The organism is Pseudomonas aeruginosa, from assembly GCF_001457615.1.
Classification (GTDB): Bacteria; Pseudomonadota; Gammaproteobacteria; order Pseudomonadales; family Pseudomonadaceae; genus Pseudomonas; species Pseudomonas aeruginosa.
This window is the reverse complement of sequence record NZ_LN831024.1, coordinates 2,097,443-2,116,871: the sequence shown is the minus strand read 5'-3', so window position 1 is coordinate 2,116,871 and position 19,429 is coordinate 2,097,443. Positions and strand designations below refer to the sequence as shown.

Below are 19,429 nucleotides of genomic sequence, written 5' to 3'. Positions count from 1 at the left end.
TACTGCACCCGGCAGAAAGACTTAAGTCCCGGGACAGTGCCGCGCGCCTGCCAATGGAGCCGGCCCGGCGCATGGAGTTCCGCCCGGAGCACAGAGAAAGGGGAAAGTAAAACGGCGCCCTCGGGCGCCGTCTGCAATCAGGCCTTGGCGGGCGTCTTGTTCCGCGGGCGCAGTTGCGCCCCGGCCAGCAGCGGATCGTCGATGCCGCTCTCGGCGCGCATGCCGGCGGCGAAGAACGGCACCATCAGGTGCATCACCTGCTCGGTGGAAGTGTTCACGCCGAAATCGGTTTCCGCCATCGCCCGCAGGGCCTTGATCCCCGACATGCTGAAGGCGGCCGCGCCGAGCATGAAGTGCACGCGCCAGAACAGCTCGATGGGCGGCAGCTTCGGCGCCGCCTCGTTGACCAGCAGCATGTAGCGCCGGAAGACCTTGCCGTAGACCTCCTCCAGGTACTTGCGCAGGTGCCCCTGGCTCTGGCTGAAGGCCAGGCCGAGCAAGCGCATGAAGATCGACAGGTCGTTGCCGCTGCGCGGCTTCACCGCCATCGCCTGGGACACCAGCAGGTGCAGGAGGTCCTCCAGGGTGGCGTGCTGGGCCTCGGGCTTGGCCTGGCGACGATCCAGCTCCTTTTCCAGGCTGACGCAGAATGGCCCGAGGAAGCGCGAGAACACCGCCTGGATCAGCGCCTTCTTCGAACCGAAGTGATAATTCACCGCCGCCAGGTTGACCCCGGCCTTGCTGGTGATCAGACGCAACGAGGTTTCGGCGAAGCCTTTTTCCGCGAACAGCTGTTCCGCCGCATCGAGAATGCGTTCGACGGTTTCCGACTGGGCCATGGTTTCTCCGCCTGACAAACACTTGTTTGAAACATACGTTTCAGCCACATCCCTTGTCAAGCGGCAGATGACGCACCAGTCAGGAAAATTACAGAGAAGTCCCGAAAAACGGAAGCAAGACACTGGCCAACTTCATCGTGACGCAGGACGAAATGTCATGCGGAAAATCATTGCCACGCCCCGCTCACTGTATATAATCCCAGTCACTGGATAAAAACACAGAGCGACGACATGCAGAAGCTGACGCCCCGCCAAGCCGAGATCCTCTCCTTCATCAAGCGCTGCCTGGAAGACCACGGCTTTCCGCCGACCCGGGCGGAAATCGCCCAGGAACTCGGCTTCAAGTCGCCGAACGCCGCCGAGGAGCACCTCAAGGCGCTGGCACGCAAGGGCGCCATCGAAATGACTCCGGGCGCCTCTCGCGGCATCCGCATTCCCGGCTTCGAACCGCATGCCGCCAACGACGATGAGGGCCTGCCGGTGATCGGACGGGTCGCCGCCGGCGCACCGATCCTCGCCGAACAGAACATCGAGGAATCCTGCCGTATCAATCCCGCCTTCTTCAATCCTCGCGCCGACTACCTGTTGCGCGTGCGCGGCATGAGCATGAAGGACATCGGCATCCTCGACGGCGACCTGCTGGCCGTCCACGTCACCCGCGAAGCGCGCAACGGCCAGGTGGTGGTCGCGCGGATCGGCGAGGAGGTCACGGTGAAACGCTTCAAGCGCGAAGGCAGCAAGGTCTGGCTGCTGGCGGAAAACCCTGAGTTCGCTCCGATCGAAGTCGATCTGAAGGAGCAGGAACTGATCATCGAAGGCTTGAGCGTCGGCGTGATCCGGCGCTGACAGGAGATACCATGCAGACCTCCCACTCGCTGCCCAGCGCCCAGTTGCCACTGTTCCAGGAAGCGTTCTGGGCCAGCAACGGCGCACCCTTGCTCGACGATGTCATCGACAGCCCTTCCAGTGCCTCCATCGAGGAACCCGCTGCCTTTAGCGAACTTTCGCTCAGCGGCCTGCCGGGGCACTGCCTGACCCTGCTCGCACCGATTCTCCGCGAGCTCAGCGAGGAACAGGATGCCCGCTGGCTGACCCTGATCGCTCCGCCGGCGAGCCTGACCCATGAATGGCTGCGCCGCGCCGGCCTGAACCGCGAGCGCATCCTGCTACTGCAGGCGAAGGACAACGCCGCTGCCCTGGCGCTCAGTTGCGAGGCCTTGCGCCTGGGCCGCAGCCACACCGTGGTCAGTTGGCTGGAACCGCTGAGCCGGGCGGCGCGCAAGCAACTGTCCCGCGCCGCCCAACTGGGCCAAGCACAGAGCCTGAATATTCGTCTGGGTTGAAAAAACGGCGGGGGACAGCGTTCAGTGCAGGACGCGGGGGCCTTCGTCGTGTTCCATCTCGCCCTCGGCAAGACGACCGGCCATTTGCACGCCGACATTGAACATGGCCTTGGCCACTTCGACATGCTGGCCTTGCAGGAAATTCTTCGCGTCCCCGGAGAACTCCAGGGTCACCAACGCCTCCTCGTCATCGGCGCGACGCAGCACGATGCGCCCGTCGGGCATTTCTACGATTTCAAGGAAGGATGTTGGCATGACAGACGCTCTCTACGAAGACGCGACATTGTAACAGCCCATCCAGTGCATCCCTAGCCCGCATCCGCCTTCCGGTTCCCCTCTCGCGCCTGTAACGGCGGTTCCAGAGCGCCCGGACGGCATCCGCTAAATTTTTTTGCTGGCAAATCAACCGAGTGGAACGGTAGGAAAATGTCCTACCGCTGATCGGCGAATGACGACGGCGTTACAGCTCCGTCAGGCTCTCGCGAAAACGCAGGACCAATTGCTTCAGCGACTGCCGCCATTCCTCGAGGGTTTCGCGAGAAAGCAAGGGGGCTTCTTCGTCGATACTCACGGCAACGATCAACGGTGTGCTGGGGTCGATCTTCGCTGCCTTGGTCGGTCGCGGCGGCAGGAACAGCTCGGAGTAGGCGCCCAGCAACTGGCCCAGCCAGGTTTCCGGCTGCGACGCCAACTCCACCAGTTCAGCCAGCTCGGGGCTGGGCGCGGCCGCCAGCACTTCGGCATTCAGCAATGCATCCACGCGAGGAGCGGCAGCCTGCGGCAGACGGTAGTAACCGGCGATCTCATGGCATACACCGAGCACTGCGCCATAAAGGTGGAACAGCGCCGACTCGCGCTCCCCCTGGATGATCGCCTGGGCATTCATCGCCCGCTCGGCATCGGCTCGCTTCCAGGCCTCCAGAGCCAACCCGGCGAAATACAGCTTCTGGTTGGTGCGGGTATAAAGCTCTTGGGCCATGCCGGTACTCCCGATTAAAACTGGAAGGAATGCGGAGCGCAGGCCAGGTCAGCGCCCGGCCTTCGCGCAGTATAAGCGCGCCCCATGCAAGCGGGCGCGCCATCCATCAGCGCTTGTCTTCGACCTTCCACTTGCCGCCATCGTAGAAGGCGCGCCAGCCGGTGGGCTTGCCATCGACCTCGGACTGCACGTATTGCTCCTTGGTCTTGCGGCTGAAACGGATCACCGCGGGACGGCCGTCCGGGTCTTTCTGCGGGGCGTCGCAGAGGTAATGGTACTTGGGATCCAGCTCGGCCTTGTGCGGGATGATCTCGCTCACCAACGGCGCGCGGGTCTCGCGGTTCTTCGGGAACTGGCTGGCGGCCAGGAACATGCCCGAAGCGCCGTCGCGCAGCACGTAGATATCGTCCACCTTCTCGCACTTCAATTCAGGCATGCGAATGGCGTCCATCTTCGGCGGCGCCGCCTCGCCATTCTTCAGCAGCTTGCGGGTGTTCTTGCAGGTCGGATTGGTGCAACCGAAGAACTTGCCGAAACGGCCGGTCTTCAACTGCATCTCGCTGCCACACTTGTCGCATTCCAGGCTCGGCCCTTCGTAGCCCTTGATCCGGTACTGGCCTTCCTCGATCTCGTAGCCCGGACAGTCGGGGTTGTTGCCGCAGATATGCAGCTTGTGTTTCTCGTCCAGCAGGTAGGCGTCCATCGCGGTACTGCAGATCGGGCAGCGATGCTTGCCACGCAACACCCGCGACTCGGACTCGCCCTCGTCGTCCGCGGCGATCTCGTCGCCGGGAATCAGGTTGACGGTCGCCTTGCAACGTTCCTTCGGCGGCAGGCTGTAGCCCGAGCAGCCGAGGAACACGCCGGTGGAGGCGGTACGAATCATCATCGGCCGGCCGCACTCGCGGCAGGGAATGTTGGTCAGGGTCGGCTGGTTGGCGCGCATCCCCTTCTCGCTGACTTCGGCCACCTCGAGCTTCTTCTTGAAATCGCCGTAGAACTCGTCGAGCAGGTGCTTCCAGTCGCGCTCGCCCTGGGCCACGTCGTCGAGATGCTCCTCCATCCCGGCGGTGAAACCGTAGTCCATCAGGTTGGCGAAGCTCTCGTTGAGCCGATCGGTGACGATGTCGCCCATCTTCTCCGCATAGAAGCGGCGGTTGTGGGTGGTTACGTAGCCGCGCTCCTGGATGGTGGAGATGATCGCCGCGTAGGTCGAGGGGCGGCCGATACCGCGCTTCTCCAGTTCCTTGACCAGGCTCGCTTCGGAGTAGCGCGCCGGCGGCTTGGTGAAGTGCTGGCTCGGATCGAGCTTGATCAGCTTGAGGTTCTCGCCTTCCTTCATTTCCGGCAGGACGTCGTCCTCGCCCGGCTTGCTCTGCTGCGGCAGTACCCGGGTATAACCGTCGAACTTGAGGATGCGGCCCTTGGCGCGCAGCTCGAAATCGCCGGCGGTGACGCTCACGCTGGTCGAGAGGTATTCGGCCGGGGTCATCTGGCACGCCACGAACTGGCGCCAGATCAGGTCGTACAGGCGCTCGGCGTCACGCTCCATGCCGGACAGCTGGGTCGGCTTGAGGTTGACGTCGGAAGGACGGATCGCCTCGTGCGCTTCCTGGGCGCCCTCCTTGCTCGAGTAGACGTTGGCCTTGCCCGGCAGGTACTTCTGGCCGAACTCGTCCTCGATGAAACCGCGGACCATGCCAATGGCATCGGCCGACAGGTTGGTCGAGTCGGTACGCATGTAGGTGATGTAGCCGGCCTCGTAGAGACGCTGGGCCATCATCATGGTCTTCTTCACCCCGAAGCCCAGGCGGTTGCTCGCCGCCTGCTGCAGGGTGGAAGTGATGAACGGCGCCGAGGGTCGGCTGGAGGTCGGCCGGTCCTCGCGCTTGGCGACGCTATAGGCCGAGGCCTTGAGCTTTTCCAGGGCCGCCATGGCCTGGGCTTCGTTGAGCGGCTTGAAGGCCTCGCCCTTCTCACGGGTAACCTCGAAGCGCACGTTGGCGCCCTTGGCGGTACCGAGGTCGGCATGCACTTCCCAGTACTCTTCCGGGACGAAGGCGCGAATCTCGCGTTCGCGCTCCACCACCAGCTTCACCGCCACCGACTGCACGCGGCCGGCGGACAACCCACGGGCAATCTTCTGCCAGAGCAGCGGCGAGACCATGTAGCCGACCACGCGGTCGAGAAAACGCCGCGCCTGCTGGGCGTTCACCCGGTTGATATCGAGCTCGCCGGGCTGGGAGAAGGCCTCCTGGATGGCCTTCTTGGTGATTTCGTTGAATACCACGCGCTTGTAGCGGCTTTCGTCGCCGCCGATGGCTTCCCGCAGGTGCCAGGCGATGGCCTCCCCTTCGCGGTCCAAGTCGGTCGCGAGATAGACGGTGTCGGCGTCCTTGGCCAGGCGGCGCAGCTCGTCGATGACCTTTTCCTTGCCGGGCAGGATCTCGTACTTGGCCTTCCAGCCATGCTCGGGGTCGACCCCCATGCGCGAGACCAGTTGGCGCCTGGCCTTCTCCTTCGGTGACAGCGCCGGCGCCTCGGAGGCGCTCTTGCGGCCCTTGGCCGCCGGCTCCTTGGAACTCGACGAACCACTGGTGGGCAGGTCACGGATGTGGCCGATGCTCGACTTCACCACGTACTGGCTGCCCAGGTACTTGTTGATGGTCTTGGCCTTGGCCGGGGATTCCACGATGACCAGCGATTTACCCATGGATCGGAAGGTTCCTGCGTCGAAAAGATGAATATAAAGGAGGGAGCGACTAGCGCGGCACCGCTATATATAGTGGCGAACGAGCCAAGGTCAAGCGCGGTCTTCCCCGCCGGGAGCTTTCTGCAAGCCCAGGGGATCGGCCTCGGGACTCACCAGGACGAAGCGCGGCACCCACTCGCCATCGACCTCCACGGCCTCGGTGAACATCTCCAGCGGACGCACCCAGAGACCGAATTCGCCGTACAGCGCCTGGTAGATCACCAGCACCTCTTCCGTCTCCGAATGCCGCGCGACACCCAGGACCCGGTAGTTCTGTCCCTTGTAATGACGATAGAGCCCAGCCTGCAGGTCCATGTTCCTTACCTTGTCTCGAAAATCGGAAAACAACGGCACAATGCCGACATACAACAGCCCGGTATAGGCACGGATCGCACAATAGGCAAACCCGCGCTCCCGGGGCGTCATTCGCTCGATACAGCCGGAAACGACTGACACTGAAAAACGAAAGCCGGGGCACGAGGCCCCGGCTTTCCCCTTCGACGAACGCTTAGATGCGCTCGAAGACGGTGGTGATACCCTGTCCCAGGCCCACGCACATGGTGGACACGCCAAGGGTACCGCCGTTCTGCTTCATCACGTTCAACAGGGTGCCGGAAATGCGCGCACCGGAGCAACCGAACGGGTGACCCAGGGCGATGGCGCCGCCGTGGAGGTTGACCTTCTCGTCCATCTTGTCGAGCAGCTTGAGGTCCTTCAGCACAGGCAGGGCCTGGGCGGCGAAGGCTTCGTTGAGTTCGACGAAATCGATGTCGGCGATGGTCAGGCCGGCACGCTTGAGCGCCTTGTTGGTCGACGGCACCGGGCCGTAGCCCATGATCGCCGGGTCGACACCCGCCACGGCCATGGAGCGGATCACCGCCATCGGCTGGATGCCCAGGTCCTGGGCGCGCTGGGCCGACATCACGATCATGCAGGAGGCACCGTCGGTGATCTGCGAGGAGGTCCCCGCGGTCACGGTGCCGCCTTTCGGATTGAACGCCGGCTTCAACTCGGCCAGGGTCTCGACGGTGGTTTCCGGACGAATGGTCTCGTCGAAGTCGAAGACTTTCAGGAAACCGTTCTCGTCATACCCTTCCATCGGGATGATCTCGTCCTTGAACTTGCCTTCCTGGGTGGCCTTCCAGGCCAGTTGGTGCGAACGCGCGCCGAACTTGTCCTGCGCCTCACGGCTGATACCGTGCATCTTGCCGAGCATTTCCGCAGTCAGGCCCATCATGCCCGAGGCCTTGGCGGCGTACAGGGACAGGTGCGGGTTCGGGTCGACGCCATGCATCATGCCGACGTGGCCCATGTGCTCCACGCCGCCGATGACGAATACATCGCCATTGCCGGTCTGGATCGCCTGGGCGGCGGTGTGCAGCGCGCTCATCGACGAACCGCACAGGCGGCTGACGGTCTGCGCGGCGCTGGTGTGCGGGATCTGGGTCATCAGCGACGCCATGCGCGCGATGTTCCAGCCCTGCTCCAGGGTCTGGTTGACGCAGCCCCAGATCACGTCTTCCACTTCGGCCGGGTCGACCTTCGGGTTACGCTCCAGCAGCTTGCTGATCAGGTGCGCCGACATGGTCTCGGCGCGGGTGTTGCGGTGCATGCCACCCTTGGAACGACCCATCGGGGTGCGGCCGAAGTCGACAATGACGACGTCTCTCGGATTCAGGCTCATAAATTCACTCTCGCTCTAGTCGTTCCGCGATTAACCGAAGAATTTCTGACCGTTCTTGGCCATTTCACGCAGCTTCGCGGTCGGGTGGTACAGCGCGCCCAGCTCGGCGTACTTGTCGGCCAGGGCCACGAACTCGGCGACACCGATCGAATCGATGTAGCGCAGAGCACCACCACGGAAGGGCGGGAAGCCGATGCCGTAGATCAGGCCCATATCGGCCTCGGCAGCGGTCTCGACGATGCCGTCTTCCAGGCAACGCACGGTTTCCAGGCACAGCGGGATCATCATGAAGTTGACGATGTCCTCGTCGGTCACTTCGCGCTGCTCGACCACGATCGGCTTGAGCACTTCGTAGGCCTGCGGATCGGTGACCTTCTTCGGCTTGCCGCGCTTGTCGGTCTCGTAGGCGTAGAAGCCCTTGCCGTTCTTCTGGCCCAGGCGGTTGGCCTCGTACATCACGTCGACGGCGGTCTTGCCCTCGACCGCCATGCGGTCCGGGAAGCCCTCGGCCATGACGTCGCGGCCATGGTGGCCGGTGTCGATGCCGACCACGTCGGACAGGTAGGCCGGGCCCATGGGCCAGCCGAACTTCTCCATCACCTTGTCGATGCGCACGAAGTCGACGCCGAAGCTCAGCAGCTTGGCGAAGCCGCCGAAGTACGGGAACAGCACACGGTTGACCAGGAAGCCGGGGCAATCGTTGACCACGATCGGGCTCTTGCCCATCTTCTTGGCGTAGGCGACGGTGGTGGCGATGGCGGTTTCACCGGTCTTCTCGCCACGGATCACTTCCACCAGCGGCATCATGTGCACCGGGTTGAAGAAATGCATGCCGCAGAAGTTTTCCGGACGCTTCAGCGCCTGGGCCAGCAGGCTGATGGAGATGGTCGAGGTGTTGGAGGCGATGATCGCGTCTTCCTTCACCGCGCCTTCCACTTCGGCGAGCACGGCTTGCTTGACCTTGGGGTTCTCGACGACGGCTTCGACGACGATGTCGACGTTGCCGAAGTCGCCATAGGACATGGTCGGACGGATGCCATTGAGCGCCTCGGCCATCTTCGCCGGGGTCAGGCGACCCTTCTCGACGCGCTTGCCGAGCAGCTTGGCGGCCTCGTTCAGGCCCATCTGGATACCCTCTTCGCGGATATCCTTCATCAGGATCGGGGTGCCCTTGAGCGCCGACTGATAGGCGATGCCGCCGCCCATGATGCCGGCGCCGAGCACGGCGGCCAGTTTCACGTCCTTGGCGACTTCGTCGTATTTCTTGGCTTTCTTCTTCAGTTCCTGGTCATTCAGGAACAGGCCGATCAGGCTCTGCGCGACCGAGGTCTTGGCCAGCTTGACGAAGCCGGCGGCTTCGACTTCCAGCGCCTTGTCGCGGCCGAAGTTGGCGGCCTTCTGGATGCTCTTGATGGCTTCCACCGGCGCCGGGTAGTTCGGACCGGCCTGGCCGGCGACGAAGCCCTTGGCGGTTTCGAAGGCCATCATCTGCTCGATTGCATTCAGCTTCAGCTTTTCCAGCTTCGGCTGGCGCCGTGCCTTGTGGTCCAGCTCGCCGGCGACGGCGCGCTTGGCCAGGTCGAGGGCAGCGGCCTGCAGTTGCTCGGGAGCGACCACGGCGTCGACGGCGCCGACCTTCAGGGCGTCCTCGGCCTTGTTTTCCTTGCCCGAGGCGATCCACTCGACGGCGTTATCGCAGCCGATCAGGCGCGGCAGGCGGACGGTGCCGCCGAAGCCCGGGTAGATGCCCAGCTTGACTTCCGGCAGGCCGACCTTGGCGGTCGCGCTCATCACGCGGAAGTCCGCGGCCAGGCACATCTCCAGGCCGCCGCCGAGGGCGATGCCGTTGATCGCGGCAACGGTGGGTACGTCCAGGTCTTCGAAGTCGCTGAAGATCTTGTTGGCTTCGAGGTTGCCCGCCATCAGTTCCTCGTCGGGCAGCTGGAAGTTGTCAACGAACTCGGTGATGTCGGCACCAACGATGAACACGTCCTTGCCGCTGGTCACGATCACGCCCTTGACCGATGCATCGGCCTTGATCGCATCGACTGCCGCACGCAACTCACTGAGGGTGAGACGGTTGAACTTGTTGACGGACTCGCCCTTGAGATCGAAATTCAACTCGACGATGCCGCCCTCAAGAGGCTTAACCGTGATGGCTTTACCTTGGTAAATCATCAACTGATCTCCACGCTATTATGGAAGCTTGAACTTACACATCGGACGCCGTGTCGGGACCCTTTCGGCAACCGCCGAGCATAGTCCCAAACCCTTCGGCACACCCGCCGACGCGATAACCGGGTCTCTATTGTCGAGGCCTGCGCGAGGCAAACGCTCGATTCATACGCCCGTTTGACTTGGGTGCGCACACATTCCGGCAAAAGCCGGGAATTGTCAATCAGCCATCCGGAAAACACCTGCCCTCCTCCAGGCCCTCTGCGCAGGGCCATTCAGCCAGCCTCTGTCGGACCATTCAGATGTTCGATGATCGGCGCCGTGGGCGCTTGTCCCGGTGCGGAAAGGCAGGCTAGAGTCGCCGCAGATCGCCATGCATGATCGGCCACGGGCCGTTACAAAAGAACAACAAGAAGGCCTCCAGGGCCACATGGAGATGGAACCCATGATCTGCCGTCCGTTCACTCTTTGTCTGGCCCTGCTCGGCCTGCTGAGCCTCCCCGCCTTCGCGGCAGGGACCGCCGATGACCTGCTCGCCCTGCACCAGATGCGGCTCGCCACGCAGAAATCCCTGAACGCCTTCTTCATGTACGTCGGCCAGGAAGGCGATCAACGCTACGCCAGCCTGATCGAAAGCTCGGCGCAGACGGCGGAAGCCCGCCTGCAGCGACTCGACGGCGTGAACGGCAGCGAATCCCGGCGCCTGCTGGGCCAGCTTCGCGAGCAATGGCGGGACTATGCGCAAGACCTCGACAAGCTGACCGGCGCGGTGCGCAACAAGGGCTACAGCGACCTGCAACCGGTCGCCGACCTGGCACGACGCAACCAGCAACTGATGGACCTCGGCGGCCAGTTGTATCGCAGCCTGCAACGGGAAAACGCCGCCACGGTGCCGACGCTCACCGAGCAGAGCCGCGAACAGAGCCTGCTGATGCAGGACATTGCTCTGGACTATGCCTCGCGCAACGCGTCGGTGGGCGCCAGCTTCTTCGGCGGCGGCGAGGAGCGTCCACTGGACGACCTGGCCAGCCGCTTTTCGGTCAACCTGTTGAAGCTGCAGCAGGCGCCGCAGAACGACGAGGAGATCGCCAGGGCGCTGCGCAGCGTGGCGATCAAGTGGCACTACATCGAGAAGTCCCTGCGCAACTACAACCAGAACAGCGTGCCGTTCCTGGTCAACAAGAATGCAGACCGGATCATCGATGGCCTGGAGAAGGTCGCCGCGCTGTATGCCGCGCGCAACCAATGAACCTCGGCGCGCCGCCTCAGGCGCGCTGGCGGAGAAACTCGGCGATGCGCCCGAGGTCGGCGCTATCGCCGCGCTCGCCCCAATACAGGGCAAGGAACTGGGCGGTCGCCTCCACCTTGTAGACATCCCCGGGGAGGCTGCGCAGGGCGTCCAGCAACTCATCGTCCGCGCACGGCTCGCGCCACTGGTTCAGCCACTGGCCCGGGGTATTCTGCCAATAGCACCAGGCCTCCCGGCCGCGTCGGCGCGGGCAGTGGAACTGCGCGCAGGACGTCGGCGGAGCGCTCTCCAGCCAATGCGGCCAATCCTGGCGCGCGAGCTGCATGGCCAGGCCGAGACGGCGCGCCTCGAGGCGCAGGGCCATCTTGCCGCGCTGCCTGTTGGACGGCATCAGCCAGGCCAGGGGACTGAGCATGACAGCCAGCAGCAGGATCACCAGCCAAGTGGTCATAAGGAACGGACACTCGAAAAACGGTTAAGGCATTTGCCTCGATCCGCGCGCGCAGGCAGGATCGGTCGCAGTCGCCAAGGGAGGCGCAGTTTACAGGCGAATGCGACCACGGCGGAGCAGCTTTTTGCCCAGCGCAACGGAACAGGTTCCACGCGCGGCGCGAAAGTCCATAATGAAAACACTATCCCCTTCTGGGAGGAGACGTTCATGCCCTATCAACACATTCTGGTCGCCGTCGACCTGACCGACGAATGCGACCCGGTGATGAAGCGTGCGGCGGCCCTGGCCACCAGCAACCAGGCCCGGCTCTCGGTGGTGCATGTGGTCGAGCCCATGGCCATGGCCTTCGGTGGGGACGTGCCGATGGACCTGTCGATGTTGCAGCAGCAGCAGTTCGACCAGGCCCGTGAACGCCTGGATGCCTTCGCCGTACGCTATCCGGACCTCGGCAGCGAGCAGCGCCACCTGGTCTACGGGCAACCGCGCCAGGAAATCCACCGCCTCGCCGCGGAACAGGCCTGCGACCTGATCGTGGTCGGCAGCCACGGTCGCCACGGCCTGGCGCTGCTGCTCGGTTCCACTGCCAACGACGTGCTGCACGGCGCGCCCTGCGACGTGCTCGCGGTGCACCTGAAGAAAGCCTGATCTCTCCCCGCTCGGCCGGGGCCTGCGCCTCAGCCGAGCGTTTCCTCGGCGCTCATCACCAGCGGGCGGATCTTCTGCAACTGGGTTTCCAGCGAATAGCTGATGCTCGACGACAGCGAGAAGAAGGTCAGGAACGCCTTCAGGTTGGAATCGCTGACACAGGTGTCGTGGATTCGCTGCCAGAACGCCTGGTTGACCAGTTGCAACTGCTGGAACAGCCGCACCAGCCCTTTCAGTTCCCAATCGGCATGCCGCCCCTCGCGGAAGTTGAAGTACTGGCGCATCAGGTACAGCGGCACCACCCGCAGCACGAACTCCTGGTTGCTGGCGAACGGCAGGTGCTGCATGGCCATCGGCCTCAGCGGCGCCAGCAGCGGACAGGCGCTGCTGGCCATGATCAAGCCGATCAGCGCGCGCAGTCCTTCCTCCAGGCCCGCCTGCTTGATGTACTCGCGCTCCGGCGTGCGCACGCAGATGCCGGCCTTGCGGAACGCCGGCAGGTTGCGGAAATCCTCGATCACCCCATGCAGGTCGACCGCCGCCGGACAATGGCTGTAGCGTTCGCGATCGAGCGGGCAGTTGCTGCAGCGATTGTGTTCCAGGCGCGTCCAGCGCGGCGCTGCGGCAGCCGCCTGCGGGTCGTAGTGCCGCTCCAGCTCGATGCGATAGTTGAGCTGATGCTGGTCGTCCAGCGTAATGCGGTACTCGATTGCCATGGACTGATCCTTTCTCGGGAGACGGCCGGCCCGTCAATGACGCCAGCCAGAGGGACCGACGGGGGACTGCACCCACCGCCGGCAAGGCCCGCAAGGATCATCGAGATGAGCCGCTATCACATTGATGCAGCTCACTTTTTCGAGATGGATCAGTCTTCCAGTTCGGCCCAGCGCTCGAGCAAGGCATCGAGTTCCTGCTGCAACGCGTCCAGCCGCGCCAGGGTTTCGCGCTGCTCGTCCTGCGGGCGCAGATAGAAATCCTGCTGCGCGATGGTTTCCTGGACACCCGCCAGCTCCGCCTCGACCGCGTCGATCTGCCCGGGCAAAGCCTCCAGCTCGCGCTGCAACTTGTAGCTGAGCTTTTTCTTCGCCGGCGCCTCGCTCGGCGCCGCAGCAGCCGGCGCGGGTTCGGCGGCGGGCGCCAGCGCGGTATTCAGCTCGGCCTTGCCGCTCTTCGACTCGCTCACGCCGAGCAGGCGCGGCGTGCCCCCTTGGCGCAGCCAGTCCTGGTAGCCACCGACGAATTCGCGAACCTTGCCCTCGCCCTCGAAGACCAGGGTGCTGGTCACCACGTTGTCGAGGAAGGCCCGATCGTGGCTGACCATCAGCACGGTGCCCTGGAAGCCGAGCAGGACTTCCTCCAGCAGTTCCAGGGTTTCCACGTCGAGGTCGTTGGTCGGTTCGTCGAGCACCAGCAGGTTGGCCGGCTTGCTGAACAGCTTGGCCAGCAACAGGCGCGCGCGCTCGCCGCCGGACAACGCCTTCACCGGGGTGCGGGCGCGCTGCGGACTGAACAGGAAGTCGCCGAGATAGCTGAGCACATGCCGGTTCTGGCCGTCGATGGTGATGAACTCGCGGCCTTCGGAGATATTGTCGATCACCGTCTGCTCGGGTTCGAGCTGATGGCGCAACTGGTCGAAGTAGGCCACTTCCAGCTTGGTGCCCACCTCGATCTTGCCCGAGGTCGGCTGCAGGTCGCCAAGCAGCAGCTTGAGCAAGGTGGTCTTGCCGGTACCGTTGGCGCCGAGCAGGCCGATACGGTCGCCGCGCTGCAGGACCATGGAGAAGTCGCGTACCAGCGGCTGGCTGCCGGGATGGGCGAAGCTGACGTGCTCCACCACGATCACCTGCTTGCCGGACTTGTCCGCGCTTTCCAGCTGGAAGCTGGCCTTGCCCTGGCGCTCGCGGCGCTCGGCGCGTTCGCGACGCATTTCCTTCAGTGCCCGAACCCGCCCTTCGTTGCGCGTGCGGCGGGCCTTGATGCCCTGGCGGATCCACACTTCTTCCTGGGCCAGGCGCTTGTCGAACAATGCGTTGGCAGCTTCTTCGGCGGCCAGTTGCTGTTCCTTGTGCACCAGGAAACTGGCGTAGTCGCCGTTCCAGTCGATCAGGTGGCCACGATCCAGCTCGAGGATGCGGGTCGCCAGGGATTGCAGGAAGGCGCGGTCGTGGGTAATGAACAGCACCGCGCCGTTGAAGCCCAGCAGCGCTTCCTCGAGCCAGGCGATGGCGCCGATGTCCAGGTGGTTGGTCGGTTCGTCGAGCAGCAGCAGGTCCGGCTCGGCGACCAGCGCCTGGGCCAGCAGCACGCGCCGACGCCAGCCGCCGGAGAGTTCGGCGAGGGTCTTGTCGGCCGGCAACTGCAGGCGGCTGAGGGTGCTGTCCACCAGTTGCTGCAGGCGCCAGCCATCGCGCGCCTCGAGTTCCTGCTGGACCCGCGAGAGGCGCGCCAGGTCGTCGTCGGTATGGATGTTCAGGCTCAGGTGGTGGTACTCGGCGAGCAGCTTGCCGACTTCCGCCAGACCCTCGGCCACCACGTCGAACACTGTCCGTTCGTCGGCACGCGGTAGTTCCTGGGGCAATTCGCCGATCTTCAGCGCCGGTGCGCGCCAGACTTCGCCGTCGTCGGCCTGCTGTTCGCCCTTGACCACCTTGAACAGGCTGGACTTGCCGGTACCGTTGCGCCCGATCACGCAGACCCGCTCGCCACGGCCGATCTGCCACGACACCTTGTCCAGCAAGGGAGTGGTGCCAAAGGCAAGGGATACATCGGTGAACTTGAGCAGGGTCATGGGCGCCTCCGGAAACAGGGCGCGCATTTTACGCCGGATAGGCATCGGATGGCACGGCGCTTTCACCGCCATGCCGCAACGGCTAAGCTTAGGCGAGCCATCCGCCCGGCTTCGGGCGCGCCCGCGACAGCGGTCGCGCGCCAGTCCCGCGAGCGGTCGAAACGCCCGTAGGCAGCCGTTGCGGACCTGCCGACGTTACCCGACATCACCTGCCCGGATAAGTCATGCGCGGTCGCCTGTTCACTCTCGTTTCCTGCCTTTTGCTCAGTATTTCCTTCGTCGACGCGGTCCACGCCGCTTCCCTGACCGAACAACGCCGTCTCTACGACCAGGCCAAGGCCGCCCTGGCCAAGGGCAACAGCGCGCCCTACATGGCCTCGCGCAGCGCCCTGCGCGATTACCCGCTGGAACCCTACCTGGCCTACGACGAACTGACCCATCGGCTGAAGTCCGCCAGCAACGAGGAGGTCGAGCGCTTCCTCACCGAACACGGCGACCTGCCGCAGATCGGCTGGCTGAAACTGCGCTGGCTGCGCCTGCTGGCCGACCGCGGCGACTGGAAGACCTTCGTCAACTACTACGATCCGAAGCTGAACTTCACCGAACTCGACTGCCTGTATGGCCAGTATCAGCTGGGCCACGGCCAGAAGGCCGAAGGCTACGCCACCAGCGAACGCCTGTGGCTGGTCGGCAAGTCGCAGCCGGCTGCCTGCGACACCCTGTTCGGCCTCTGGCAGGGCGAAGGCCAGCTCACCGAGGAAAAGGTCTGGAAACGCCTCAAGCTGGCCGCCGAAGCGCGCAACTACAGCCTCGCCTCGCACCTCGCGCAGCGCCTGCCGACCCTCGGCAACCAGGGCGCGCTGATGGTCAGCGTGGCGCAGAACCCCGCCCAGCTGAGCCAGACCGGCCGCTTCAGCCAGCGCGACCATGCCACCGCCGACGTGGTCGGTCTCGGCCTGCGCCGCCTGGCGCGGCAGGACCCGGAAAAGGCCCTTAGCCTGCTCGACTACTACAGCTCGGCGCTACCCTTCTCCAGCGACGAGAAGGTCGCCATCGCCCGCGAGATCGGTCTCAGCCTGGCCAAGCGCTTCGATCCGCGCGCACTGCCGCTGATGACCCAGTACGATCCCGGCCTGCGCGACAACACCGTCACCGAATGGCGCACCCGCCTGCTGCTGCGCCTGGGCCGCTGGGACGAAGCCTACGCGCTGACCCGCAAGCTGCCCCAGGATCTTGCCGCCACCAGCCGCTGGCGCTATTGGCAGGCACGCAGCCTGCAACTGGCGCAGCCGAACAGCAAGGAGCCGATCGCGCTGTACCAGAAGCTCGCCGGCGAGCGCGACTTCTACGGCTTCCTCGCCGCCGACCGCCTGAGCGTGCCGTACAAGCTCGGCAACCGTCCTGCGCACATCGACCCGCGCGTCCTGCAACGCGTACGCAACGCCGCCAGTACGCGCCGGGCCATGGAGTTCTTCAACCGTGGCGAAGTGATCAACGCCCGCCGCGAGTGGTACCACGCCGCGCGCCTGTTCGATCGCGACGAGCTGATCGCCCAGGCCAGGCTGGCCTACGACATGCAGTGGTATTTCCCGGCGATCCGCTCGATCAGCCAGGCGCAGTACTGGGACGACCTGGACATCCGCTTCCCGATGGCGCACCGCGCCACCCTGGTGCGCGAAGCGAAGAACCGCGGCCTGCACTCCAGTTGGATCTTCGCCATCACCCGGCAGGAAAGCGCGTTCATGTCCGATGCCCGTTCCGGAGTCGGCGCCACCGGGCTGATGCAGCTGATGCCCGGCACCGCCAAGGAGACCTCGCGCAAGTTCGGCATCCCGCTGGCCTCGACCCAGCAACTGATCGTGCCCGACGTCAACATCCGCCTCGGCGCCGCCTACCTGAGCCAGGTGCATGGCCAGTTCAACGGCAACCGGGTACTCGCCTCGGCCGCCTACAACGCCGGTCCGGGCCGCGTCCGCCAGTGGCTGAAAGATACCCGCCACCTGGCCTTCGACGTGTGGATCGAGACCATTCCGTTCGACGAGACTCGCCAGTACGTGCAGAACGTGCTGTCCTATGCGGTGATCTACGGGCAGAAGCTCAATGCGCCGCAGCCCATCGTCGACTGGCACGAACGCTACTTCGACGATTTCTGACCCCCAACCCGGCCCGGACGCCCGGGCCTTTCCAGTACCTTGAAAAGGACCTCAAGATGAACAAGCCCCTCGCCACCGCCCTGCTCGCCACCTCCAGCCTGCTGCTCGCCGACGGCGCCCTGGCCGCCGACGCCTGCGGTACGCCGCGCAACGCCTTCGACAGCGTGTACTGCCGCAGCGGCGAGTTTTCCCAGGCCGACCGCGAGCTGAACCAGCAGTTCGGCACCCTGCGCAAGCACCTGAACGACGGCCAGAAAACCCTGCTGAAGAAGAGCCAGATCGCCTGGATCAAGGAGCGCGACGCGGCCTGCAGCGAAAGCAAGGACAACGGTTATTTCGTCAACCTCGACTGCGCCACCGAGAAGACCCGCCAGCGCCTCGACTTCCTCCGCGAACGCGAGCGCGAGTGCCTGAGCACCGGTTGCGTCGACGCCAAGCTCTGATCGCCGGCAAGGGCCGCCCGCCGCAACGGCGGGCGACCGTTCCTCAGTCGAGGATTTCCACCGGCATCCCCACCTCCAGGCTGCCCTGTCCCAGCGCAATCAGGTTCTGCCCGAACAGCACCGCGCCATCCTTTTCCCGGTAGGTCTTCAGGGTCGTCAGCGGCTCGCGGTCCTCGTTGCGCTCGCCGGTCGCCGGATCCAGGGTGGTGAGGATGCAGCGGGAACAGGGCTTGGCCACGACGAACTCGACCGAGCCGATGCGGATGCGTTTCCAGCCGTCCTCGGCGAACGCGGCGCTGCCTTCCACCACCAGGTTGGGACGGAAGCGCAGCATCTCCAACGGCCGGCCGACCCGCTGGCTGAGGTCGTCGAGCGAAGCCTGGCCGATCAGCAGCAGCGGGAAACCGTCGGCGAAATGCACCTTCTGCCCCGGTTCGGCGTAGCCGGTATCGACCTGCCGCGCGCGCGCCTCGGGAATGTGCACCAGGCGCGTCGGGCGGCCGAGGAAGCGCGTCAGCCAGTCCGCTGCGGCGTCGCCGGCATCCGGCGCCTGCAAGGTATCGCGCCAGACCGTGACGCCACGCAGGTTGGCGTCGGCTGCCGGTACTTCGAGGCTCAGCTCGGACATCCCCGGCGCATTCAGCCGCAGGACCTCCGGCGCCGCCCAGCGCGCCTGGATACGCCCCAGCTGCGGCAGCAGGCGCTGGGTGAAGAAACGTCCGGTTTCGGTGTCCACCGCCATCCAGCGTCGGTCGCCGACCACGCCCAGCGCATCGAGCGCGACGCGCTCCAGGGACTCGGCGGCGGAAGACTTGATCGGATAGCGGTACAGCGCGGAGAGACGGAACATGGAACCAGCATCCTTGGTGGAAAGATGCTGTTATACGGTGTCGCGGGAAAGGCCGACAAGACACAGACGCCACTCCAGGCAGCGGATCAGTCGGCCCCGCCCTCAGTCCTCGCGCGGCGGCTCGCGCAACAACGGCGAGCCGGCCGGCAAGTGCACGCGCAGCGCGCCCGGGGAAACCGAGAAACGCAGCTTGCGTCCTTCCAGCGGCTCGCCGTCGAGATTGACGTCGAGACCTTCCGCCGCCTCCACTTCCAGCCATGGCACCCGCGCGCGGACGAACAGGCTTTCCACTCCGTTGCCACCGCCGAGCAGGGTGCCCAGGGTACCGACCATGTCCTGCGGCGTCGGCAGGATGCTCACGTCCAGCAGGCCGTCGTCCACTCGCGCTTGCGGACACAGTACGTGCCCGCCGCCGGCCTGGCGCCCGTTACCGATGCCCAGGGCGAGGAACTCGCCTTCCCACTGGAAGTCCGGGGCGCTGAAACGGCCCTGGGCGGCATGCACTTCGGAAAAACGGGTCAACCCGGTCAACAGGTAGGCGGCACCGCCGAGAACCTTCTTCAGGTCCTCCGAGGTATTCGCGGTGACCTTCGAACCGAAGCCGCCAGTGGCCATGTTGAGGAACAGCTTGCCGTTCACCTCGCCCAGGTCGATCGGCCGCGCCGTCTGGTCGAGCAGCGCCAGCGCCGCGGCCGGTTCCAGGGGAATCCCGGCGGCGCGGGCGAAATCGTTGGCGGTGCCCAGCGGCAGGATCGCCAGGCTCGCCTCGCCTCGCCCGCGCGCCAGCGCTTCGGCCACCTCGCGCAGCGTGCCGTCGCCACCGCCCGCGACCAGCGTCGCATAGCCGGCCGCCAGCGCCTCCTCGACGATGCGCCGGGCGTCGCCGTCCTCCCAGGTTACCCGCACCGCCAGCTCCCGCCCGGCCTCGCGCTGTGCCGCGACCGCGGCACGAACCTCTTCGTTGCCCGCCTGCTTGCCGTGCAGGACCAGCAGAACCTTGTCCTTGTCCATCGAACCGAACCCCTCGTCGTGGCCTTGTCTTTGCCTATTGACCGCGTATCCGGGACGGAAGTGCGGC

18 protein-coding genes are annotated in these 19,429 nt (G+C 64.9%); 6 read left to right on the top strand and 12 right to left on the bottom strand.

Features of this window, described 5'->3' with window-relative positions; genetic code table 11:
• Positions 1-137 precede the first annotated feature (137 nt).
• On the bottom strand, positions 138-839 hold the full coding sequence (gene psrA / locus AT700_RS09785; protein WP_016253195.1) for a transcriptional regulator PsrA: 702 nt from the start codon (positions 837-839) through the stop codon (positions 138-140).
• 231 nt (positions 840-1,070) lie between these two features.
• Here psrA and lexA point away from each other — a divergent pair, with 231 nt between their 5' ends.
• Positions 1,071-1,685 (top strand): transcriptional repressor LexA, encoded by a 615-nt coding sequence (gene lexA, locus AT700_RS09780; protein ID WP_003091196.1) that lies wholly within the window; start codon positions 1,071-1,073, stop codon positions 1,683-1,685.
• 11 nt (positions 1,686-1,696) lie between these two features.
• On the top strand, positions 1,697-2,182 hold the full coding sequence (gene sulA, locus AT700_RS09775; protein WP_003091197.1) for an SOS-induced cell division inhibitor SulA: 486 nt from the start codon (positions 1,697-1,699) through the stop codon (positions 2,180-2,182).
• A gap of 21 nt (positions 2,183-2,203) precedes the next feature.
• Here the strand turns inward: sulA and AT700_RS09770 are convergent, their stop codons facing one another.
• From AT700_RS09770 to fadB, 6 genes are all read right to left on the bottom strand, one after another.
• Entirely contained in the window at positions 2,204-2,437 is a 234-nt protein-coding gene (locus AT700_RS09770) for a hypothetical protein (protein ID WP_003109483.1), read from the bottom strand.
• A gap of 205 nt (positions 2,438-2,642) precedes the next feature.
• A complete protein-coding gene (locus tag AT700_RS09765; RefSeq protein WP_003113979.1) occupies positions 2,643-3,161 on the bottom strand; it encodes a DUF6586 family protein in 519 nt (172 codons plus the stop codon).
• A gap of 106 nt (positions 3,162-3,267) precedes the next feature.
• The gene (gene topA / locus AT700_RS09760; protein WP_003091201.1) at positions 3,268-5,874 is read right to left on the bottom strand and encodes a type I DNA topoisomerase; all 2,607 of its coding nucleotides are present in this window, start codon (positions 5,872-5,874) and stop codon (positions 3,268-3,270) included.
• Positions 5,875-5,964: 90 nt separating this feature from the next.
• Positions 5,965-6,228 (bottom strand): DUF1653 domain-containing protein, encoded by a 264-nt coding sequence (locus AT700_RS09755; protein WP_031629029.1) that lies wholly within the window; start codon positions 6,226-6,228, stop codon positions 5,965-5,967.
• Between the two features lie 193 nt (positions 6,229-6,421).
• Entirely contained in the window at positions 6,422-7,597 is a 1,176-nt protein-coding gene (gene fadA / locus AT700_RS09750) for an acetyl-CoA C-acyltransferase FadA (protein ID WP_003113978.1), read from the bottom strand.
• Positions 7,598-7,627: 30 nt separating this feature from the next.
• Complete coding sequence (gene fadB / locus AT700_RS09745; protein WP_003091204.1) at positions 7,628-9,775, bottom strand: fatty acid oxidation complex subunit alpha FadB; 2,148 nt, start codon at positions 9,773-9,775, stop codon at positions 7,628-7,630.
• Positions 9,776-10,202: 427 nt separating this feature from the next.
• On the opposite strand from fadB, the gene AT700_RS09740 reads away from it, so the two are divergent.
• The gene (locus AT700_RS09740; RefSeq protein WP_033877124.1) at positions 10,203-11,021 is read left to right on the top strand and encodes a F0F1-type ATP synthase subunit beta; all 819 of its coding nucleotides are present in this window, start codon (positions 10,203-10,205) and stop codon (positions 11,019-11,021) included.
• Between the two features lie 16 nt (positions 11,022-11,037).
• Here AT700_RS09740 and AT700_RS09735 read toward each other — a convergent pair whose 3' ends face one another.
• Positions 11,038-11,472 (bottom strand): hypothetical protein, encoded by a 435-nt coding sequence (locus tag AT700_RS09735; RefSeq protein WP_003109487.1) that lies wholly within the window; start codon positions 11,470-11,472, stop codon positions 11,038-11,040.
• 207 nt (positions 11,473-11,679) lie between these two features.
• Here AT700_RS09735 and AT700_RS09730 point away from each other — a divergent pair, with 207 nt between their 5' ends.
• Entirely contained in the window at positions 11,680-12,117 is a 438-nt protein-coding gene (locus AT700_RS09730) for a universal stress protein (RefSeq protein ID WP_003091210.1), read from the top strand.
• 29 nt (positions 12,118-12,146) lie between these two features.
• Here AT700_RS09730 and AT700_RS09725 read toward each other — a convergent pair whose 3' ends face one another.
• Both AT700_RS09725 and AT700_RS09720 read right to left on the bottom strand, forming a co-directional pair.
• Positions 12,147-12,833, bottom strand: a complete 687-nt coding sequence (locus AT700_RS09725) for a DUF6901 family protein (RefSeq protein WP_003091213.1) — start codon at positions 12,831-12,833, stop codon at positions 12,147-12,149.
• A 149-nt stretch (positions 12,834-12,982) separates the two neighbouring features.
• Positions 12,983-14,905: an ATP-binding cassette domain-containing protein gene (locus AT700_RS09720; protein WP_031671149.1), complete on the bottom strand. Its 1,923-nt coding sequence runs from the start codon at positions 14,903-14,905 to the stop codon at positions 12,983-12,985.
• Between the two features lie 224 nt (positions 14,906-15,129).
• Between AT700_RS09720 and slt the strand changes: the two genes are divergently transcribed.
• Together slt and AT700_RS09710 are read left to right on the top strand one after the other, a co-directional pair.
• A complete protein-coding gene (slt, locus tag AT700_RS09715; protein WP_003118099.1) occupies positions 15,130-17,058 on the top strand; it encodes a lytic transglycosylase Slt in 1,929 nt (642 codons plus the stop codon).
• A gap of 56 nt (positions 17,059-17,114) precedes the next feature.
• Positions 17,115-17,501, top strand: coding sequence for a lysozyme inhibitor LprI family protein (locus tag AT700_RS09710; protein WP_003113974.1), 387 nt, complete (start codon positions 17,115-17,117; stop codon positions 17,499-17,501).
• 43 nt (positions 17,502-17,544) lie between these two features.
• On the opposite strand, the gene AT700_RS09705 is transcribed toward AT700_RS09710, so the two are convergent.
• Positions 17,545-18,351, bottom strand: coding sequence for an MOSC domain-containing protein (locus AT700_RS09705; protein WP_003113973.1), 807 nt, complete (start codon positions 18,349-18,351; stop codon positions 17,545-17,547).
• Positions 18,352-18,453: 102 nt separating this feature from the next.
• Complete coding sequence (gene yegS / locus AT700_RS09700; protein WP_003091230.1) at positions 18,454-19,362, bottom strand: lipid kinase YegS; 909 nt, start codon at positions 19,360-19,362, stop codon at positions 18,454-18,456.
• Positions 19,363-19,429 lie beyond the last annotated feature (67 nt).